This is a genomic window from Gammaproteobacteria bacterium, assembly GCA_033344735.1.
In the GTDB taxonomy this organism is placed as follows: domain Bacteria; phylum Pseudomonadota; class Gammaproteobacteria; order UBA4575; family UBA4575; genus UBA1858.
The window spans coordinates 1,528,744-1,545,587 of the sequence record JAWPMW010000001.1; the positions used below are offsets into that span (position 1 = coordinate 1,528,744).

At 38.7% G+C, this 16,844-nt stretch carries 15 protein-coding genes; 8 read left to right on the forward strand and 7 right to left on the reverse strand.

The window, feature by feature from the left end; genetic code table 11:
• Positions 1-12: 12 nt before the first annotated feature.
• Both R8G33_07840 and R8G33_07845 read left to right on the forward strand, forming a co-directional pair.
• Positions 13-1,062, forward strand: coding sequence for a glycosyltransferase family 9 protein (locus R8G33_07840; GenBank protein MDW3095567.1), 1,050 nt, complete (start codon positions 13-15; stop codon positions 1,060-1,062).
• A 6-nt stretch (positions 1,063-1,068) separates the two neighbouring features.
• The gene (locus R8G33_07845; protein MDW3095568.1) at positions 1,069-1,458 is read left to right on the forward strand and encodes a DUF6165 family protein; all 390 of its coding nucleotides are present in this window, start codon (positions 1,069-1,071) and stop codon (positions 1,456-1,458) included.
• Here the strand turns inward: R8G33_07845 and R8G33_07850 are convergent.
• Both R8G33_07850 and R8G33_07855 read right to left on the reverse strand, forming a co-directional pair.
• Positions 1,455-2,153 (reverse strand): hypothetical protein, encoded by a 699-nt coding sequence (locus R8G33_07850; protein MDW3095569.1) that lies wholly within the window; start codon positions 2,151-2,153, stop codon positions 1,455-1,457. The two genes, R8G33_07845 and R8G33_07850, sit on opposite strands and share 4 nt — an antisense overlap.
• Before the next feature lie 11 nt (positions 2,154-2,164).
• On the reverse strand, positions 2,165-2,788 hold the full coding sequence (locus R8G33_07855; GenBank protein MDW3095570.1) for a hypothetical protein: 624 nt from the start codon (positions 2,786-2,788) through the stop codon (positions 2,165-2,167).
• 78 nt (positions 2,789-2,866) lie between these two features.
• Between R8G33_07855 and R8G33_07860 the strand changes: the two genes are divergently transcribed.
• The gene (locus R8G33_07860; protein ID MDW3095571.1) at positions 2,867-3,802 is read left to right on the forward strand and encodes a Gfo/Idh/MocA family oxidoreductase; all 936 of its coding nucleotides are present in this window, start codon (positions 2,867-2,869) and stop codon (positions 3,800-3,802) included.
• A 9-nt stretch (positions 3,803-3,811) separates the two neighbouring features.
• Positions 3,812-5,206 (forward strand): radical SAM protein, encoded by a 1,395-nt coding sequence (locus R8G33_07865; protein ID MDW3095572.1) that lies wholly within the window; start codon positions 3,812-3,814, stop codon positions 5,204-5,206.
• Between the two features lie 164 nt (positions 5,207-5,370).
• On the opposite strand, the gene waaF is transcribed toward R8G33_07865, so the two are convergent.
• On the reverse strand, positions 5,371-6,393 hold the full coding sequence (waaF, locus tag R8G33_07870; GenBank protein MDW3095573.1) for a lipopolysaccharide heptosyltransferase II: 1,023 nt from the start codon (positions 6,391-6,393) through the stop codon (positions 5,371-5,373).
• A gap of 11 nt (positions 6,394-6,404) precedes the next feature.
• Here waaF and R8G33_07875 point away from each other — a divergent pair, with 11 nt between their 5' ends.
• Positions 6,405-7,295, forward strand: a complete 891-nt coding sequence (locus R8G33_07875; GenBank protein MDW3095574.1) for a lipopolysaccharide kinase InaA family protein — start codon at positions 6,405-6,407, stop codon at positions 7,293-7,295.
• A gap of 48 nt (positions 7,296-7,343) precedes the next feature.
• Here the strand turns inward: R8G33_07875 and R8G33_07880 are convergent, their stop codons facing one another.
• The 4 genes from R8G33_07880 to glnE form a co-directional block, all read right to left on the reverse strand.
• Entirely contained in the window at positions 7,344-7,559 is a 216-nt protein-coding gene (locus R8G33_07880; GenBank protein ID MDW3095575.1) for a hypothetical protein, read from the reverse strand.
• A gap of 172 nt (positions 7,560-7,731) precedes the next feature.
• Entirely contained in the window at positions 7,732-9,132 is a 1,401-nt protein-coding gene (hldE, locus tag R8G33_07885) for a bifunctional D-glycero-beta-D-manno-heptose-7-phosphate kinase/D-glycero-beta-D-manno-heptose 1-phosphate adenylyltransferase HldE (GenBank protein ID MDW3095576.1), read from the reverse strand.
• Between the two features lie 25 nt (positions 9,133-9,157).
• Positions 9,158-10,081 (reverse strand): branched-chain amino acid transaminase, encoded by a 924-nt coding sequence (locus R8G33_07890; GenBank protein ID MDW3095577.1) that lies wholly within the window; start codon positions 10,079-10,081, stop codon positions 9,158-9,160.
• Positions 10,082-10,100: 19 nt separating this feature from the next.
• Positions 10,101-12,899: a bifunctional [glutamate--ammonia ligase]-adenylyl-L-tyrosine phosphorylase/[glutamate--ammonia-ligase] adenylyltransferase gene (gene glnE, locus R8G33_07895; protein MDW3095578.1), complete on the reverse strand. Its 2,799-nt coding sequence runs from the start codon at positions 12,897-12,899 to the stop codon at positions 10,101-10,103.
• Between the two features lie 150 nt (positions 12,900-13,049).
• Between glnE and R8G33_07900 the strand changes: the two genes are divergently transcribed.
• The 3 genes from R8G33_07900 to R8G33_07910 are packed head-to-tail and all read left to right on the forward strand — an operon-like array spanning position 13,050 to position 16,826.
• Positions 13,050-14,072: a Fe(3+) ABC transporter substrate-binding protein gene (locus R8G33_07900; protein ID MDW3095579.1), complete on the forward strand. Its 1,023-nt coding sequence runs from the start codon at positions 13,050-13,052 to the stop codon at positions 14,070-14,072.
• 41 nt (positions 14,073-14,113) lie between these two features.
• Positions 14,114-15,784, forward strand: a complete 1,671-nt coding sequence (locus R8G33_07905; protein ID MDW3095580.1) for an iron ABC transporter permease — start codon at positions 14,114-14,116, stop codon at positions 15,782-15,784.
• A complete protein-coding gene (locus R8G33_07910; protein ID MDW3095581.1) occupies positions 15,774-16,826 on the forward strand; it encodes an ABC transporter ATP-binding protein in 1,053 nt (350 codons plus the stop codon). Before R8G33_07905 ends, R8G33_07910 begins: the two co-directional genes overlap by 11 nt.
• Positions 16,827-16,844 lie beyond the last annotated feature (18 nt).

A 16,844-nucleotide genomic window follows, 5' to 3' on the forward strand; every position in this document is an offset into this window, starting at 1 on the left:
TCAGTTTATAAAATGAGTTCAAACACCCACAGTAAAAATATCAGTTCAATTTGCATTTTGCGTTTATCTGCCATTGGTGATGTGACTCATATGCTGCCTATCATACACAGCATTCAAAAATTTCTCCCAGCCGCCAAAATTACCTGGGTCATAGGCACAACTGAATATAAGTTAGTTGGCGATTTACCTGGTGTAAATTTTATTCAGTTTAATAAGAGCATAGGCATCAAAGCTTACCCAGAAGTATTGAAAAATCTTCGTGGGCAAAAATTCGACGTGTTGCTTGCATGCCAAGTATCGCTGAGAGCAAATATTCTATGCGCACTGATTTCCGCTAATCGAAAAATCGGTTATGACAACGCACGCGCTAAAGACTTTCATAGTTTTGTAGTCAACGAGCAAATTAATCCAGCACAAGTTCATGTTTTAGATTCATTTTTTCAATTCATTGAACATATAGGTATTGCACATAAAAAACTTGACTGGTCATTGCCCATTTCTAATGAAGATTATGAATTTGCCAAACACCATATTCCCGATGATAAGCCGGTACTAGCAATTAGCCCATGCTCAAGCCACGCACTCAGAAATTGGAATGTGGAGTCTTACGTAAAGGTAGCAAATCATGCAATTTCTAATCACAATATGCATATTGCTTTATTGGGTGGCAATAGCGAGCTAGAAAAACTGTTTGGAGATAGCATATCATCACAACTTAACACGCAAGTTATTAACCTAATAGGTAAAGATACTTTGAAGCAGCTACTCGCAATTTTACAGCGATGCACTGCTTTGCTAACACCAGATTCTGGTCCTGCACATATGGCTACATGCGTGAATACTCCAGTACTAGCATTGCACGCAGCAAGCAATAGCCTACGCAGTGGACCTTATTTAAGCTTGCCCTGGTGTATAGACAAATATTCGGAAGCAGCCAAATTATATTTCAACAAATCTACAGAACAGCTCAAATGGGGAACTAAAATCGAAAAAGCTGGCGTCATGAACCTAATCAAGCCAGAAGACGTTATAATCAAACTAGACAAACTCTTAAGAACATAGGTAACTATTTTGCAATTATATGCTCCTCTCTCTGTTGGTGAATTAATCGATAAAATCACTATTCTGAAAATTAAACAGAAAAAAGCGACTGATACACAAAAGCTAATCAATATAAATCGTGAACTCGACGAACTAGAATCAACTTGGAAGAAAGAAAAAGCCGCTGAGCTTGATATTAGTGATTTGTTTCAACAGTTAACAGAGGTTAATGAAGCTTTATGGAATATAGAAGATGATATACGCGCCAAAGAAGCGGTCAATAAATTTGATCAAGAATTTATTGACTTAGCACGTTCCGTTTACAAACAAAACGATCGTCGTGCAGCACTTAAAAAAGAAATTAATATACGTAGCGGCTCAACTCTTATAGAAGAAAAGCTCTATCAAGAATACTAAACCGCTTGTTTTAAACGCGTATAGAAAGAAGCGATATACATAAATAAAAACATAGCCAATAGACACTCTTTGGTTTCTCCTGCACGTATATCTAAAATGTTTGGCACTGTTGTATCAAATAATTTATAGGCTTTTTCATGCAAACTAACTAATACCGCTAATAAGCAAGTAGGTATATTAACGTAGCTCGGCCAAAGCCAGCCAAAAAACTCATTGGTAGAAAATACTTTATCACGCATAAAAAAATAAATAGGGATTAATACTCCACCAATCACTGCAGCAATAGTTAATAACATTCTTGGAACCTGATCTAATAGTGCACTAGTATTATGCAGATTGGTCTCACCTTGGTCATTAACATCCATCCAACTTTCTGGAGTTACCCAACCGAACCAATGCTGACCCCAACTTACTTCTTCACCTGCATAATATATACATCCCAGCACCAATAACATTAACCAATACTTAAATACGGGAAAGCCAAATGATTTCATTCTTAGAATCGTTATTATTCCCAGAACAATAGCGGCAAACAATATAACAAAAGTGTAATTTTCTATTATTCCTTGTTCTCCAAATACAAATCCATCAGTTTCTAGATCAATTAAACGCATAACATAAGGAAATAATGCCACCACAATAGGCAACCATAACCATAACCACTTAGGCAAATCTTCTGGATAACAATTTTGCATAGTTTTACTTATTATTTTTTATTCTGGGCTTGCTTACTAAGATAATCCCATTGCTTAAGACTGCGATAATCTCGATGATTCTTGCTACGTAGACCCAACTTAAACCCCAATGCCATAAATGGATTAGGAGGACACATGTGTTGCGGCATTAAATTAAAATCATATAGCTTTGGCATCCATTCGCCTGCCGCATTTTTCTTCAGGCGGATATTACCAGGTGGAATATCTAAATCATACAACCCGATTTTTGCAGCTTGTTCTACAATATTATATCCAGTCTCTAGAACTTCTGCCGGCAATCCTTTGGCTTTTTCTATCAGTTCTTCCAACCCGATACCATCCACGTACTCCTGAACAAACACTAGATCGTAACCTTGCTGGGGGCCAAATAAAGCAAAAGGTTGAGCAACATATTTAGTTAACTCATTAGCCTCATACGCAGCTTTATTTCGCATCAGTTCAAATTCACCTATATTAACTTTGTATTGAGACTGGTACTTATCGATATATTCTTGTTTATACACTTTCGCTACCACTTCTCTGTCATAATATTTAGCCAGATACACATCTGAGCGACGCCCAGAACCAAGCGCTTGTATGATCTCTATCTCGTTCGGCAGTGTCAGTTTGAGCATGTTAGAATTGTTAAATTAAGCACTAGAAATGGCGCGCAAGTATAAACAATTATTACCTATCTACGATATTTATTCCTAATGCCCTATAAAATTGGAATAGTTGGCGCGGCAAGACGACAGCAAGGAACCGGCCCATATATAGCGCGTACGTTCGCTAATCTTGGCCACGAGATATGCGCTATTGTTGGTACCAGTGAAAATTCAAGCACTGAAGCAGTGGCATACTTATCCAGTCAATATGGAATTAATGCTCTAGGATACACCAGTGCCAGCAAAATGATTGAGCAGCACAGTCTCGACATTCTTGTCATTGCTTCGCCTCCTGCGACCCATCTTTCCTACCTAGAATTAGGCGCAGAGAAAAAGTTACATATTTTTTGTGAAAAACCATTTTGGTGGCCAGAGAATGAAAAACTAGACCTACCAAACTATCAGAAAAAACTTGAAAAAGTTATTGAGCTATCCAAGGCAAATCAAAGACTGATACATTTAAATACTCAATGGCCTTATACATTGAAGGATTTTGTACGTCTGCACCCATATGCCATTATTCACAATGAAATCAAGCAGTTTGCTATGCACTTAAGCCCTCAGAGTAAAGGGGTTAAAATGCTGGTGGACGCAGCTTCTCACGGCTTAAGTATGCTGTATCAGCTTGTCGGTGCTGGCAATCTGAATGATATTAAGGTTGAACATTCGCCTAATAGTGTTTCAATCAATTTTGATTACGATCATCAGCGCGGCCGTACAAAAACAAAATTAAAATTTAATCAGTCTAATGAAACTCCTAAGCCAGCAAGCTATCAAATAAACGGCCATGAAGTTAAACGGACAGTTTCGTTACCCGAGTATCAAATTCAGTTACAATCCGATCAGCAAACAATATCGATAACTGACCCTTTAGATGCATCAATCAGAGATTTTCTGGCAAGTATAGACGCAGAATTGCTATCAGACGAAGATGCCCTGATGCTAGGAGCGCGTCATTTATATCAATTGATCGAGAATTATTAAGAGTAAATTATGGAAAAGATTCACAATACAAACGGTGATGTATTAATGGAAGTCTCACCTTTAATCGACTTTCGCTACAAAAACTCTGTCCAATCAGCCCTGCAAATTGTAGACACACCTTTGCATACAAAAAACAAAAACGGTCAACACAAAGAGAAACAAGTAGAACTTTCTCCCATCCATGATTTTTCTGCCAAATTACGCCAACCCTCAATTATTAATACACTTAAAGAATATGTGAATTGGCAAGTAAAATGGAGAGACGCTTACGCTGAAGGCAAATCTATTGAAGAAATTCTAGAGCAGGCACCTAATCATGCACCATTATCAGTTAATTTAGATGTTACTACAGCATGTAATTATCGCTGCGACCATTGCGTAGACATGGATATTCTGAATACTGGTATACGTTATGAACATGAGCGGCTTAAAAATTCTCTTACTACACTAATTGACAGAGGCTTACGCTCAGTAATTATTATTGGGGGCGGCGAACCGACTGTATACCCTGGTTTTGCTGATATTGTTAAACATTTAAAAGCACGAGACATTCAAATTGGCGTAGTCACCAACGGCAGTCGCATGGATAGAATTGCTGATGTTGCGGATGTGCTCACTAAAGGCGACTGGGTTCGATTATCGCTTGATTCTGGTGATAACGACACATTCCGTGCAATGCATAAACCTGTCAGCAAAAAAGTCACACTAGATTGGATATGCTCGCATATTCCAGATATAAAGAAAATTAATCCTGACTTTCAGATTGGTTACAGTTTTATCGTGGTATGGAGAGATTGCGAGGCAAATGATACAGAAATTATCGATAATACCAATGAAATAATTGAAGCTGCTAAACGTGCTAAACAATATGAGTTCGATTATATTTCTTACAAGCCATTCTTAACTCGAGCAGAAGAGAATAATGCCGAAGTAGTCAATTTAACTCAAGAGGAGCAATCTATTGATAGCATCATTAAAAAGATTCGCACATCAATTGATGAAACCAAACAACTAGAGAATGAAACATTTTCCGTAATTGAAAGCACAAATTTGCGTGTGCTAGAAAACGGCAGCTATAAAGACTTTATCGACCAGCCTGGTACTTGTCACATGCAATACTTCAGGCAAGTTCTAAGCCCATTAGGTGTTTTTAACTGCCCTGTCTATAGACATGTACCTCAAGCATTAGTTGGTGGGAAACATGAATATGAAAATAAAGATTTATTCGAAGAAACTCAAAAGAATACATTAAGATTAATTGAAGCCTTCGATGCGAGTCGTGAGTGTCGCAATGTTACTTGCCTCTATAATCATGCTAATTGGCTGATTGAAGATCTAATAAAACATCCTGAAAAACTTGAGACTCTAGAAGTTTCTAATGAGCGTCACGATTATTTTCTATAGTCAATTTCCTAATAAAGATTGACTATATTATTCAACTGATTACTTTGATTAGATATAGATTCTGACATTGCTGTGGATTTGTCGACCATTGCCATGTTTTCCTGTGTAGCCGTATCCATTTCAATAATAAGCTATATTACATGATCAAAATCCTTGAGCTAAATTTAGAGACGCTTGATAACGGCATCTAGCACATCTACAGGCATGATATCCTTCAAACAGCGATAGTGATCATATTGACAAGAACGCTGCCAACAAGGACTACATTCAAGCTTAACGTAGAATACTTTCGCCTCAGCATGAAGTGGAGGAGTATAAACAGGAGTCGTAGCTCCATACATTGCAATCACGGGAGTGTCGACAGCAGCAGCAATATGCATTAATCCTGAGTCATTACTGACGGCTACTCTGCATATCGCAAGTATATCAATTACGTCTAGCAAGCTTGTTTTGCCACAAAGATTGAAAACAGATTCGCCAGACAACTGCTCGATCTGCTTACCGACCCCAACATCTTTTGCTGAACCTAGCAGGCATACATTAACACCTTGCTTCTTTAACAATTTCACCAGCGACGAGAAATGTTCTACTGGCCATTGTTTAGATGGCCCATATTCCGCGCCTACCATACAAGCAATTAATGGAGCATCATTTGATATCGCATTTTTTTCTAAGACTTTAGCCTGATTATCCTCATCGGTATTTAATTCAGGGAAGTATTGTTTCTTAACTAGCTTCACATCTGATTCAATACCAATATAACGCAAATAGTTACATACATTAGGTATGCTTTTATCCTTATTAGATTCAAATGTATTAGTAATTAGACCATACCTAAATTCGCCAACATCACCTATCCTTTTTGGAATTCTTGCAAACCAAGGGACTAGTGCTGATTTATACGAGCGCGGCAATACAATTGCCTGAGAGAAGACTTCACTTCGCAATTGTCTACCCAAACGACGTCGCTTAGCTAGACCAAATTCACCGTGCTCAACATCGAGGCTATGGACCACTGAAATTTGCGGCATGCGCTGCAATAATGGTCGCGACCATTCTGGTGCTACCACATGGATTTGTGCTGAGGTAGAATTACTCAGCAATGCCTTGTATAACGCCTGCGCCATCACCATATCACCCACCCAGGCGGGGCCAACAACTAAAGTCTTATTAATATTCCACTCCAAATTAAATAGCTGTGTATATTCCTAACAATATTCGCCAATCCTCTAAAAAGTACACTCTAGGTGAGTACATTATTCACCCTACTCACACAAATAACCAATCACTAGAGCAATGGATTAAAGAATTACAGTTTGAGCAATACGAATCAACAACTCACCGCATGCAACTGCATAGTCGGAAACGCAACAACCTTTATAGCTTTCATCTTACTTGTGTAGATAAAGAGGTAATTTTGAAGGTTTCTCAAATATCCAAACACTATCGATGGTATCGAAAACTCAACCTCTTGCTTATCGGTTTAATCAAAAATTATAGCTTAAACGCATACTATGGAGGAATTGCTTTAGAAAAAATTAACGTGGACAGTCTTAAAGTACTAGGTCACTGGACCTGTAAACGTCAAACACAAAGTGAAAAATCATATTTACTTTACGAAAAGGTTAACTCCACTATGTCAGTATATGATTTATGCGAACAGGTAAGCCAAACCAATAAAAACTCTGAAGCTATTATTGTCAGCATTGCACAGTCATTAGCGGCAGTGGTTCGCAATCTTCACAGAAATAATATTCGCCATGGTGATCCACATTCAGGAAATTTTTTATTGCGCTCTTCTATAAAGAACTTCAGTCAATTAAAACCAGATGATGTTAAGCAAATGAAATTTACGCTAATAGATTTAGATAAAATGCATTTCGTACGCAACGAAAAACCATGGAGGAAGAAATTATTAGATATTCGCTGTATTCGAAGGTTTCGAATACATAACATCAATAGCACAGAGAGCTTGAATTACTACCTGGATAGACCCGCTAGTATTATAGAAAAATATACTCTGGTTTTCTGGATGAAGGGTGGATTCAATATTTATAAATGGATCAAACCAACCAAGAAACGCAATTAGGTTGCTAAAATTAATTGGAATTTATAAGCGAGTTTATTATATTCTGATTTACTTCTCAGAATAACCAAAATTATTCAACCAAGACTTATCTGATTTCCTACGTCCCGCAGTACGCGCGCCACTTGGCTCAGGATTTTTCATGCGTACAGATTCCAATGTACACATATTATCCTTAAGAAAATAAGTGCTTATAGGCTCACTTATTTTTTTTGCTTGCTCGTAGTCTTCCGCAAGCAAATTGAATGTGACAACAAATTCTTTCATCTCGTTTACAATGTAAAATCTCCCCAAGGATCAATATTCTACAAGCTTCAATAAAACAGTAATCGTACCTCTTTCACAATTTACCAGATGAATTGCAATTAAATTGATGTACGTAGTAATTTACTAATAAGGATATTCGGACCAGACTCGAGTAAGACCTAGACTAGAAAATTCAGTCTTTATTAATTATTGAGGAAATAATATTACTAGTAGAATACCCTTCCACAAAAGGAATAATTTTTACTTCTCCACCACGATCGCATACATACTTTGAGCCCACAATTTCATCAGCTTGATAATCCCCACCCTTTACTAATACATCAGGGTTCAAGTGTTGAATTAATGCTTCCGGTGTTTCTTCTTCAAACGAAACCACCCAATCCACTGAGGAGAAATATGAAAGCATTTCAGCTCGATCTTGAAGATGATTAATAGGACGCTCATCTCCTTTAAGTCGACGCACAGAGTTATCAGAATTCAAAGCTACTACCACCATATCACCAAAGGTAGAAGCTTCTCTCAAAAGATGTGCATGACCTTTATGTAAAACATCAAAACAGCCATTGGTAAACACAACTACTTGATTTTTAGCATGTGCATCTTCTATTCGTTTAGCCAAAAATTCTGCACTCACCAACTTACTGTTAGGGCACTCATAGCTCAGCATGCCGTGAGTTAATTCTTCAGCTGAAACAGTTGCAGCACCAAATTTACCCACCACGATACTTGCAGCTATATTTGCAACACGCGCTGCTTGGTTATAGTCAGCATCCGCCGCCAAGCTCATAGCAAATGCAGAAATGACTGTGTCACCCGCACCTGTTACATCATAGACTTCGCGCATTTGCGCAGGAAAATTTGTCACTGCGCCGTCTTGCATAACCAAAGTCATGCCTTTTTCGCTGCGTGTAATCAATAATGCTTCAAAATTATACTCAACACATAATTTTTGCGCCTTCTGGCAAATATCTTGTTCAGAATCGCACTCACCTACAACCGCACAAAACTCAGAATAGTTCGGTGTAATCACAGAAGCATTTTTATATTTAGAAAAATCCGAACCCTTTGGATCAACAATAACTTTTTTATTATTATTTACCGCTATGCGAATAATCTCCTGCGCATCGGATAAAACACCTTTGCCGTAATCAGAGAGGATGACTATGGAACAATTTTCGATGTTAGCTAAAAATGCTTCATCTACTTCTGCACCACAGCTATGCGCCTTGTCATCAAAATCTAAACGGATCAACTGTTGATTTCGACTGACAATTCTTATTTTAGAAGTTGTACGAATGGATGCACTATAAATAAAATCAGTATGAATATTTTGTTTTTGCAAAATAGTTTGCAGCACCTCACCTTCCTGATCATTGCCTACTGCTCCCAGCAAAGTGACTTGCGATCCTAAAGCACTAATATTTTGCGCCACATTTGCAGCGCCGCCAGCTCGATCATGAGTATCAGTAATGCTAGCAACTGGCACCGGCGCTTCTGGTGAAATTCGATTTGCATCTGCATGCCAGTATCTATCTAGCATCACATCGCCCACTACTAATACATGAACATCCATTTTTATTTAAAAAAGATACCCATGACTAACAAGCAGGCGTTAACCAGTTTATGTATTCGTCCACTTCACCGTGGACAATTTTAAAGTATTTAGACTGCAGCTGTTCAGTAATAGGTCCTCGCGTTCCCGAACCAATAGGACGATTATCGAGCTCGCGAATAGGCGTCACTTCTGCTGCAGTCCCAGTAAAGAATGCTTCATCTGCAATATAAACTTCATCTCGTGAAATTAGTTTTTCAACTACTGGAATATCCATCTTCGATGCCAAACCAATAATTGTTTTGCGTGTAATACCATCTAATGCCGAACTCAGTTCAGGAGTGTATAAAATCCCATCACGCACAATAAATACATTCTCTCCACTGCCTTCTGCAACAAAACCTTGCGGATCTAATAATAGCGCCTCATCATATCCATCTTGAGTTGCTTCTTGCAGAGCCAACATAGAATTTACATAGTGCCCATTAACCTTGGCTTTACACATTGTGGCGTTAACATGATGACGAGTAAATGAAGAGGTCTTAACACGAATACCATTTTCTAAACATTCTTTCCCCATGTATGCGCCCCACTCCCATGCAGCAACTATGCAGTGCACTTTTAAATTATCTGCTCGCAGACCCATGCCTTCCGATCCATAAAAACACATTGGCCGTATATAACCATATTCCATATCATTAGCTTTAACCACTTCCACTTGCGCTTGGTTTAATTGCTCATGACTAAATGGCACTTTCATACCAATAATTTTTGCAGAATTTAACAATCGCTCAGTATGATCTTGTAAACGAAAAATTGCTGTGCCTTGCTTGGCATCGTATGCACGCACACCCTCAAACACTCCTGCACCATAATGCAGTGTGTGAGTAAGCACATGAGTACTAGCCTCTCGCCAGTCAATCATTTCTCCATCTCGCCAAATAATTCCGTTTCGATCCGACATCGACATAACCCGACTCCTATTCCTTTTATTTTTCGCCTAAAATTTTATTCCAACAATCTCTTACTATCTTTCTCTCATTAGCGTACTCATCTTGCGCTGCTTCAGGCTTCCCAGATTGCAATGCTATTCGGTGCATTATGTTTCGAAACCGGCAATATATATCAGACAACTCTGTTGCCATAGAGCTTGATATAAACCCACCGCCAGCCAGGCGTTCGAGTAAACGCACATTATCTGAGTAGCCACATAAAGAATTATCCTTATATGCATGCGCGAGAACCGCGTATTGGACCATAAATTCGATATCCGTGATACCTCCTTCGTCGTTTTTAAGATGAAATACGCCGGATGACTTACTTGCTTTGGTTTTGAGCATTTTTTCGCGCATATCTGCTACTGCTAAGGCGAGCTTTTTGTTATCCCTTTGCTGACAAAGAATATGTTTACGCATGTTTGCAAATTGTTCTCGCACCCCCAAAGATCCTGACACACAACGCGCACGTACTAATGCTTGCAGCTCCCACATCCAAGCACGGGATTTATAATAATCCTCGACAAATGCAAAAGAAGGGACAATCGACCCTGACTCACCATCTGGCCTCAACCTTGTATCAACATCGTATAACCTTCCAGATACCGTCTGAAGAGTTAGCATTTGAGTAAGGCGTTGAGCAAATTTGGATACTTTAACAACATACGGAACCCTCGCCTGTTCTAAATAGGTAGACTGTTGCTCATTTTGGGCAATATATACAAGATCCAAATCAGACCCATAGCTCAACTCGAGCCCACCTAATTTTCCAAATGCAATCACTGCTAAATTATCTTTCATGCTTGAATCATATGATCTCTCTAAATATTTAACACAGCCATCTACCAAACTCTCCGCTGTCCAACTTAACTGGTCACTAACTTTCATTACAGAAATCTTATTTAGCACATCTGCACAAGCTACTCGCAATTCACGTGCATGTTTAAATAGGCGCACTCGTTCCAGAATGACATCATAATCAAGTTGATCGTATGCCAAGATTTCACTTGCAAACTGCTGCTTGATTTCATTCTGAGTTAATAAATATTCTTCTTCTGAATTGACTACCAACTCATCTAACAATAATGGATAAGATGTTAAGTGACTTGCAATCCATGGGCTCGCCGATGCGACTGCAATTAGCTGCTTCAATACTTGCTGATTCTCATACAGCAACACTAGATAAGCGGAACGACGTAAAATATTTTGGAGCAAAAGCGCTAAACGATTAATTGCTAAAGCTGGCGAATCAACTTGATTTAATTCACGCAAAAAGCATGGCATAAACAAATTTAGTCGACGACGTCCTTCTTTATCTTGGTTCCTATATGCTGAGCTGTTCATTAACGCGTGAATTTTTTCAGCAACAGCAGAAAATTCTTTATACCCAGATACATTCAATGCTTGCGCATCATCACATTCGTCTAACTGACTTAATTTCTTCCAAATATCAACATAGTCATCTTCTTGATGATCATCACTGCGAATTTGCGCAAATACCTTATTCACTGCGTCTGTATGTATTTTTAATGCTTGCTGAAAATCATTTACAGTTAAAAAACTCATAGATTCAGACAACAATTGCAATTGCTTTTGATTCTCTGGAATCACATGAATTTGTTCATCATTAAACATTTGCAGACGATTCTCTACACGCCGTAAAAATCGATACGCCACTACTAGCTCATTTACATCTTGCGTACTCAAATAACCTGTTGCTTCTATCTCATGTAAAACTTCAATAATTCTTCGCGATTGAAGTCGTGGATTTTGCCCTCCGTGAACCAATTGAAAAAACTGCACAATAAATTCAATTTCTCGAATACCACCAATCCCTAGTTTGATATTATTTAGATTGCCTTTTTTAGCCATCTGCTGAGAGATCAGATCTTTCATTTCACGCAGAGTATTTATCACCCCAAAATCTATATATTTACGATAAACAAAAGAAGCTACTATTTTGTCGAATTTTTGTTTATCTCTTTGTTCGCCATAAATAACACGCGCTTTAACAAAAGCATAACGTTCCCATTCACGCCCATGAGTTTGTAAATAATCTTCTACATGATTGAAATTCACCACCAATGGCCCTGACTCACCAAAAGGTCGCAGACGACAGTCAACACGATAGACAAACCCATCAGACGTAACGTCTGACAATATACGAATCACTCCTTGAGCAAACTGAGTGAAAAATTCCTGATTGGAGATTGATTGCTCTCCATCACTCTGACCTGAATCTGAATAACAAAACATGACATCAATATCAGAGGAAAAATTCAATTCCTCGCCACCAAGTTTCCCCATAGCAATGACTACAAAATTAACTTGCTGATTTTGTTCTGTTCGAGGCACACCATATTTTTCGATTAATGAGTTTCTCATCCAATCTGCTGTCACCTTCACACAGGCATCTGCAAGCACACTTAACTCCTGCAAAATATCTAATATCTCTGCCCTTAATACCAAGTCCTTCCAACAGATTTGCAATAACAATTTATGACGAATTTCACGAAGACATTGTTTCAATGATTCTTCTTCATTCGCTTCAACTACAGCCTGATAAACTTGGTCAACTACGATGGATCGCTTCAGAGGCGCAGAACTAACTTCTACCAGCTCACTAAGCCAGTGCGGATATTTCTGGCATAAACGTTCACTATATTTACTTCGCTCCCAAAGTGTCTTAACAAGCTCCTGGCTCTCTACAGTTTTAGCCGAAAGCGATTGCTTAGAAATAAATTCTTGCCACCTCTCTTGAGTTTGCGCAGAAATGATAATTGAGTCTCTCATCTATATATATGCATACCTATGTCGCATAGAACTAATCTTAAATGGCATAAGTCGAATAAAATCCAATACACAAATGAGAATACATCTCATTTGTGTTACTATCAGTAGCAACACGCACCATTTAAAGATATTCCAGGCGGATTAATCACCATGAAACTTCATATTAAATCAATACTTTACATTACACTTTGCTGTGTAATCACACAACATGCCGCTGCTAAAGAAGAAGAGCTGAATGTATATTCCGCACGTAAAGAGGCTTATATAAAACCTTTACTTGATCAATTTGCTGAGCAGCACAATATTCAAGTTAACTTAGTCACTAGTAAAGCAGATGCGTTAATCCAACGTCTCAACAATGAAGGTAAAAATTCTCCTGCAGACGTATTCATCACAACAGATGCCGGGCGATTGCATCGCGCTAAAGACGCTGATCTTTTGCAAGCGATTACCAATGAATCTGTTATTCAATTGTCACCAGAACAATACCGTGATCCATCAGGCTATTGGCTGGGACTATCCGTACGTGCTCGTGTAATTGTGTATAGCAATGAACGAGTGCAAGCATCAGAACTTTCAACTTACGAAAATTTAACTGACCCAAAGTGGGAAAATAGAATATGTGTTAGATCATCGAACAACATATACAATCAGTCATTAGTCGCATCGTTCATTGCTCACCACGGGATCAAAGCCACACAACAATGGGCTAATGATTTTGTTGCTAACTTTGCGCGAAAACCTCAAGGCGGAGATCGAGATCAAATAAAAGCGGTCGCGGCAGGTCAATGTGATATTGCTGTAGTAAATTCGTATTATTTAGGAAACATGATTAACGGTAGCGATGAAGAAAAAGCTGCTGCCTCTAAAGTAAAATTATTCTGGCCCAATCAAAATGATCGTGGCACACATGTCAACATCAGTGGCATTGGTATCACAAAGCATGCAGATAATATTGAATTGGCTAATCAGCTAATTACATTTTTATTCACCAAAGAATCACAAGCCTGGTATGGTGACGTTAACCTAGAGTTTCCTGTCATTAACAACATAAAGTTAAACCAAACTTTAGAAAACTGGGGGCCATTTAAAGCCGATACATTAAATCTGGGAAAACTCGGAGAACTTAATTCCATTGCTGTTCAAATAATGGATATAGCTAAATGGCGATAAGCAAAATAGTTATATCTAACCTGAAATAAACTACCAATCTCATGGCTAGCAGCATGTTATTTCCGCGCATCACTTTACCTCTGCGAAGGAATTTTTCTGTTGGGTGGTTTTTCACTATAACAATTATCACTTTAGTTGTTATTTCTCCACTGATTGTTGTTTTACAGTTCAATCTTCACCCGCATACTGACACTTGGCAACATCTCACTGATTATGTCTTAACTGAATATATTACCAATTCATTATTGTTAGCCTTAGGTGTTGCAATCGGCACATTCATAATTGGTGTACCTGCAGCATGGTTATGCGCACTTTATTCTTTCCCCGGTAAGCGCATTTTAGAAGTTCTACTTTTATTACCTCTTGCGATACCTGCATATATAGCTGCTTACACATACACAGGAATATTGGATTTCAGCGGGCCCGTACAATCTTATATTCGCGAAACATTTGATTGGGGTTATGGAGAATATTGGTTTCCTGAAATTCGTTCATTGGGTGGTGCAATCGCCATGTTTTCTTTTGCACTCTACCCTTATGTATTTTTATTAACTCGTTCAACGCTCATCACCCAATCATCAAGTATTATTGATGCTGCTCGCTCCTTAGGTGCTAACAATATTGAAAGATTATTTAGCATCATTATTCCTTTAGCGCGCCCTGCCATTGCTGCTGGAGTCACACTAGCATTAATGGAGACATTGGCAGACTATGGAACAGTGCAATATTTTGGTGTTGATACATTCACTACAGGAATTTTTCGCACCTGGTTTGGTTTCGGCGAAGCTGTTACCGCAGCACAATTATCAAGCATCTTAATGGTTACTGTATTTGCACTATTCTTACTTGAACAACGTCAACGCAAAAGAATTCGTTATCACAATCCAAGTAACGCCACCCATAAAGGCCGAGAAATTCCATTACACGGAAGCCATGCTATTTTCGCAATTATTGCCTGCATACTTCCATCTCTATTTGGATTTATAATTCCTGTTTTACAACTAAGTGATTGGGCAATTGACACAGCAAGCACAATGGTTGATCAACAGTTTTGGTCATTAGCATTTAATAGCTTCTTCTTGGCAGCATGTGCTGCGCTTGCCACCCTCGTGATCGCAACCATCTTGGCTTATGGAAAACGAACCAGCAAAAACTTTTTACTAAACAGCTTAATTAACCTTAGTGCTATGGGTTACGCGGTTCCAGGTACCATCATTGCTGTTGGAACACTGATTATATTCAGCACCATGGATAGCTGGTTAATTGAATTTCTTGATCATCAATTTGATATTAAGGCAGAACTTATTTTTACTGGCACTATTTTCGCACTTGTATTTGCTCACACTGTTCGCTTTTTATCTTTAGGATTACAAACAGTCGGAGCTAGCTTATCTAAAATCAATCATTCAATTGATGAAGCTTCTCAGCTACTAGGCAGCAATCTTTACACAACATTACGCAGCATTCACTTACCACTAATACGTAGCGGGTTACTTACAGCTGCACTACTCGTGTTTGTTGAAGTTATGAAAGAATTACCTGCTACTTTGATTATGCGACCATTTAACTTCAACACACTAGCAGTACGCACATATGAACTTGCATCTGACGAGCGTTTAGCCGATGCTTCGACGGCTGCATTAGCCATAGTGCTAACAGGCATCATCCCAGTGATTCTTTTAAATATCTCCATAAAAGCCAATGCTAGATAAACCATTACTTGATGTGAGAAATGTCTCTGCTTCACATATGCAGCTAGATATTCTTGAACATGCCAACCTACAAGTTATGGCACACGATATCGTTTGCTTACTTGGCCCTAGTGGCTGTGGGAAAACGACTCTACTTAGATCCATCGCAGGGCTACATAATATAGACCATGGCAGCATTGAAGTTGAGAACCAAATAATCAGTACAGCGCAAAGTTCAATGGCGCCTGAGACACGCAACATTGGCATGATGTTTCAAGATCTTGCTCTATTCCCTCATCTTAGTATTTTCGACAATATTGCTTACGGAATTCGCAAGTTGCAAAAAACTTATATCAATCAACAAGTAAAATATGTATTAGATTTAGTTGAGATTGGCGAGAAGCATCATTACAAATACCCACATGAGTTATCAGGCGGGCAACAACAACGCGTTGCATTAGCAAGAGCACTTGCGCCTAAACCCGCAATTTTGTTACTCGATGAACCATTTTCTAGTTTGGACCCAGACTTAAGAGAACAACTTGCAACACAAGTCCGAGACATTTTAAAGCATGAAAAAATGACAGCAGTGCTAGTCACTCATGACCAGCATGAAGCCTTTGCGGTTGCAGACTGGGTAGGAGTAATGGAACACGGAAAAATTGTTCAATTCGATACACCTTATAATATTTATCATGAACCTGTTTCTCGATTTGTTGCTGACTTTGTAGGACTTGGTAATTTAATCCCCGCCACAATTTTAGGCGACAGTCGCATTGAAACTGTTTTTGGTGTACTAAATGGCTCTATCGACGCAAAATTTAAGAAAGGCGAAGTTGTAGATTTACTAGTTCGCCCAGATGATATTCCTCATGATGACACTAGTAGCGTTACCGCTATTGTTGAGGGGAAACGCTTCTTAGGCGCAGAGTTTCTTTACACTTTACGACTGCCCAACGGACATAGCGTACTGTGTTACGCCCCTAGTCACCATGACCACGAAATTGGAAAACCTCTTGGAATCGGGCTAGATCTAGAACATCTGGTACTATTTCCTCGATAATCTGCAGTATTTTCATAA

What these genes read in the sequence shown, in the direction of transcription:
- R8G33_07840 (MDW3095567.1), top strand. Translation starts at nt 13, where the DNA reads ATGAGTTCAAACACCCACAGTAAAAATATCAGTTCAATTTGCATTTTG.
- R8G33_07850 (MDW3095569.1), bottom strand. Translation starts at nt 2,153, where the DNA reads ATGCAAAATTGTTATCCAGAAGATTTGCCTAAGTGGTTATGGTTATGG.
- R8G33_07855 (MDW3095570.1), bottom strand. Translation starts at nt 2,788, where the DNA reads ATGCTCAAACTGACACTGCCGAACGAGATAGAGATCATACAAGCGCTT.
- R8G33_07860 (MDW3095571.1), top strand. Translation starts at nt 2,867, where the DNA reads ATGCCCTATAAAATTGGAATAGTTGGCGCGGCAAGACGACAGCAAGGA.
- R8G33_07865 (MDW3095572.1), top strand. Translation starts at nt 3,812, where the DNA reads ATGGAAAAGATTCACAATACAAACGGTGATGTATTAATGGAAGTCTCA.
- R8G33_07880 (MDW3095575.1), bottom strand. Translation starts at nt 7,559, where the DNA reads ATGAAAGAATTTGTTGTCACATTCAATTTGCTTGCGGAAGACTACGAG.
- hldE (MDW3095576.1), bottom strand. Translation starts at nt 9,132, where the DNA reads ATGGATGTTCATGTATTAGTAGTGGGCGATGTGATGCTAGATAGATAC.
- R8G33_07890 (MDW3095577.1), bottom strand. Translation starts at nt 10,081, where the DNA reads ATGTCGATGTCGGATCGAAACGGAATTATTTGGCGAGATGGAGAAATG.
- glnE (MDW3095578.1), bottom strand. Translation starts at nt 12,899, where the DNA reads ATGAGAGACTCAATTATCATTTCTGCGCAAACTCAAGAGAGGTGGCAA.
- R8G33_07900 (MDW3095579.1), top strand. Translation starts at nt 13,050, where the DNA reads ATGAAACTTCATATTAAATCAATACTTTACATTACACTTTGCTGTGTA.
- R8G33_07905 (MDW3095580.1), top strand. Translation starts at nt 14,114, where the DNA reads ATGGCTAGCAGCATGTTATTTCCGCGCATCACTTTACCTCTGCGAAGG.
- R8G33_07910 (MDW3095581.1), top strand. Translation starts at nt 15,774, where the DNA reads ATGCTAGATAAACCATTACTTGATGTGAGAAATGTCTCTGCTTCACAT.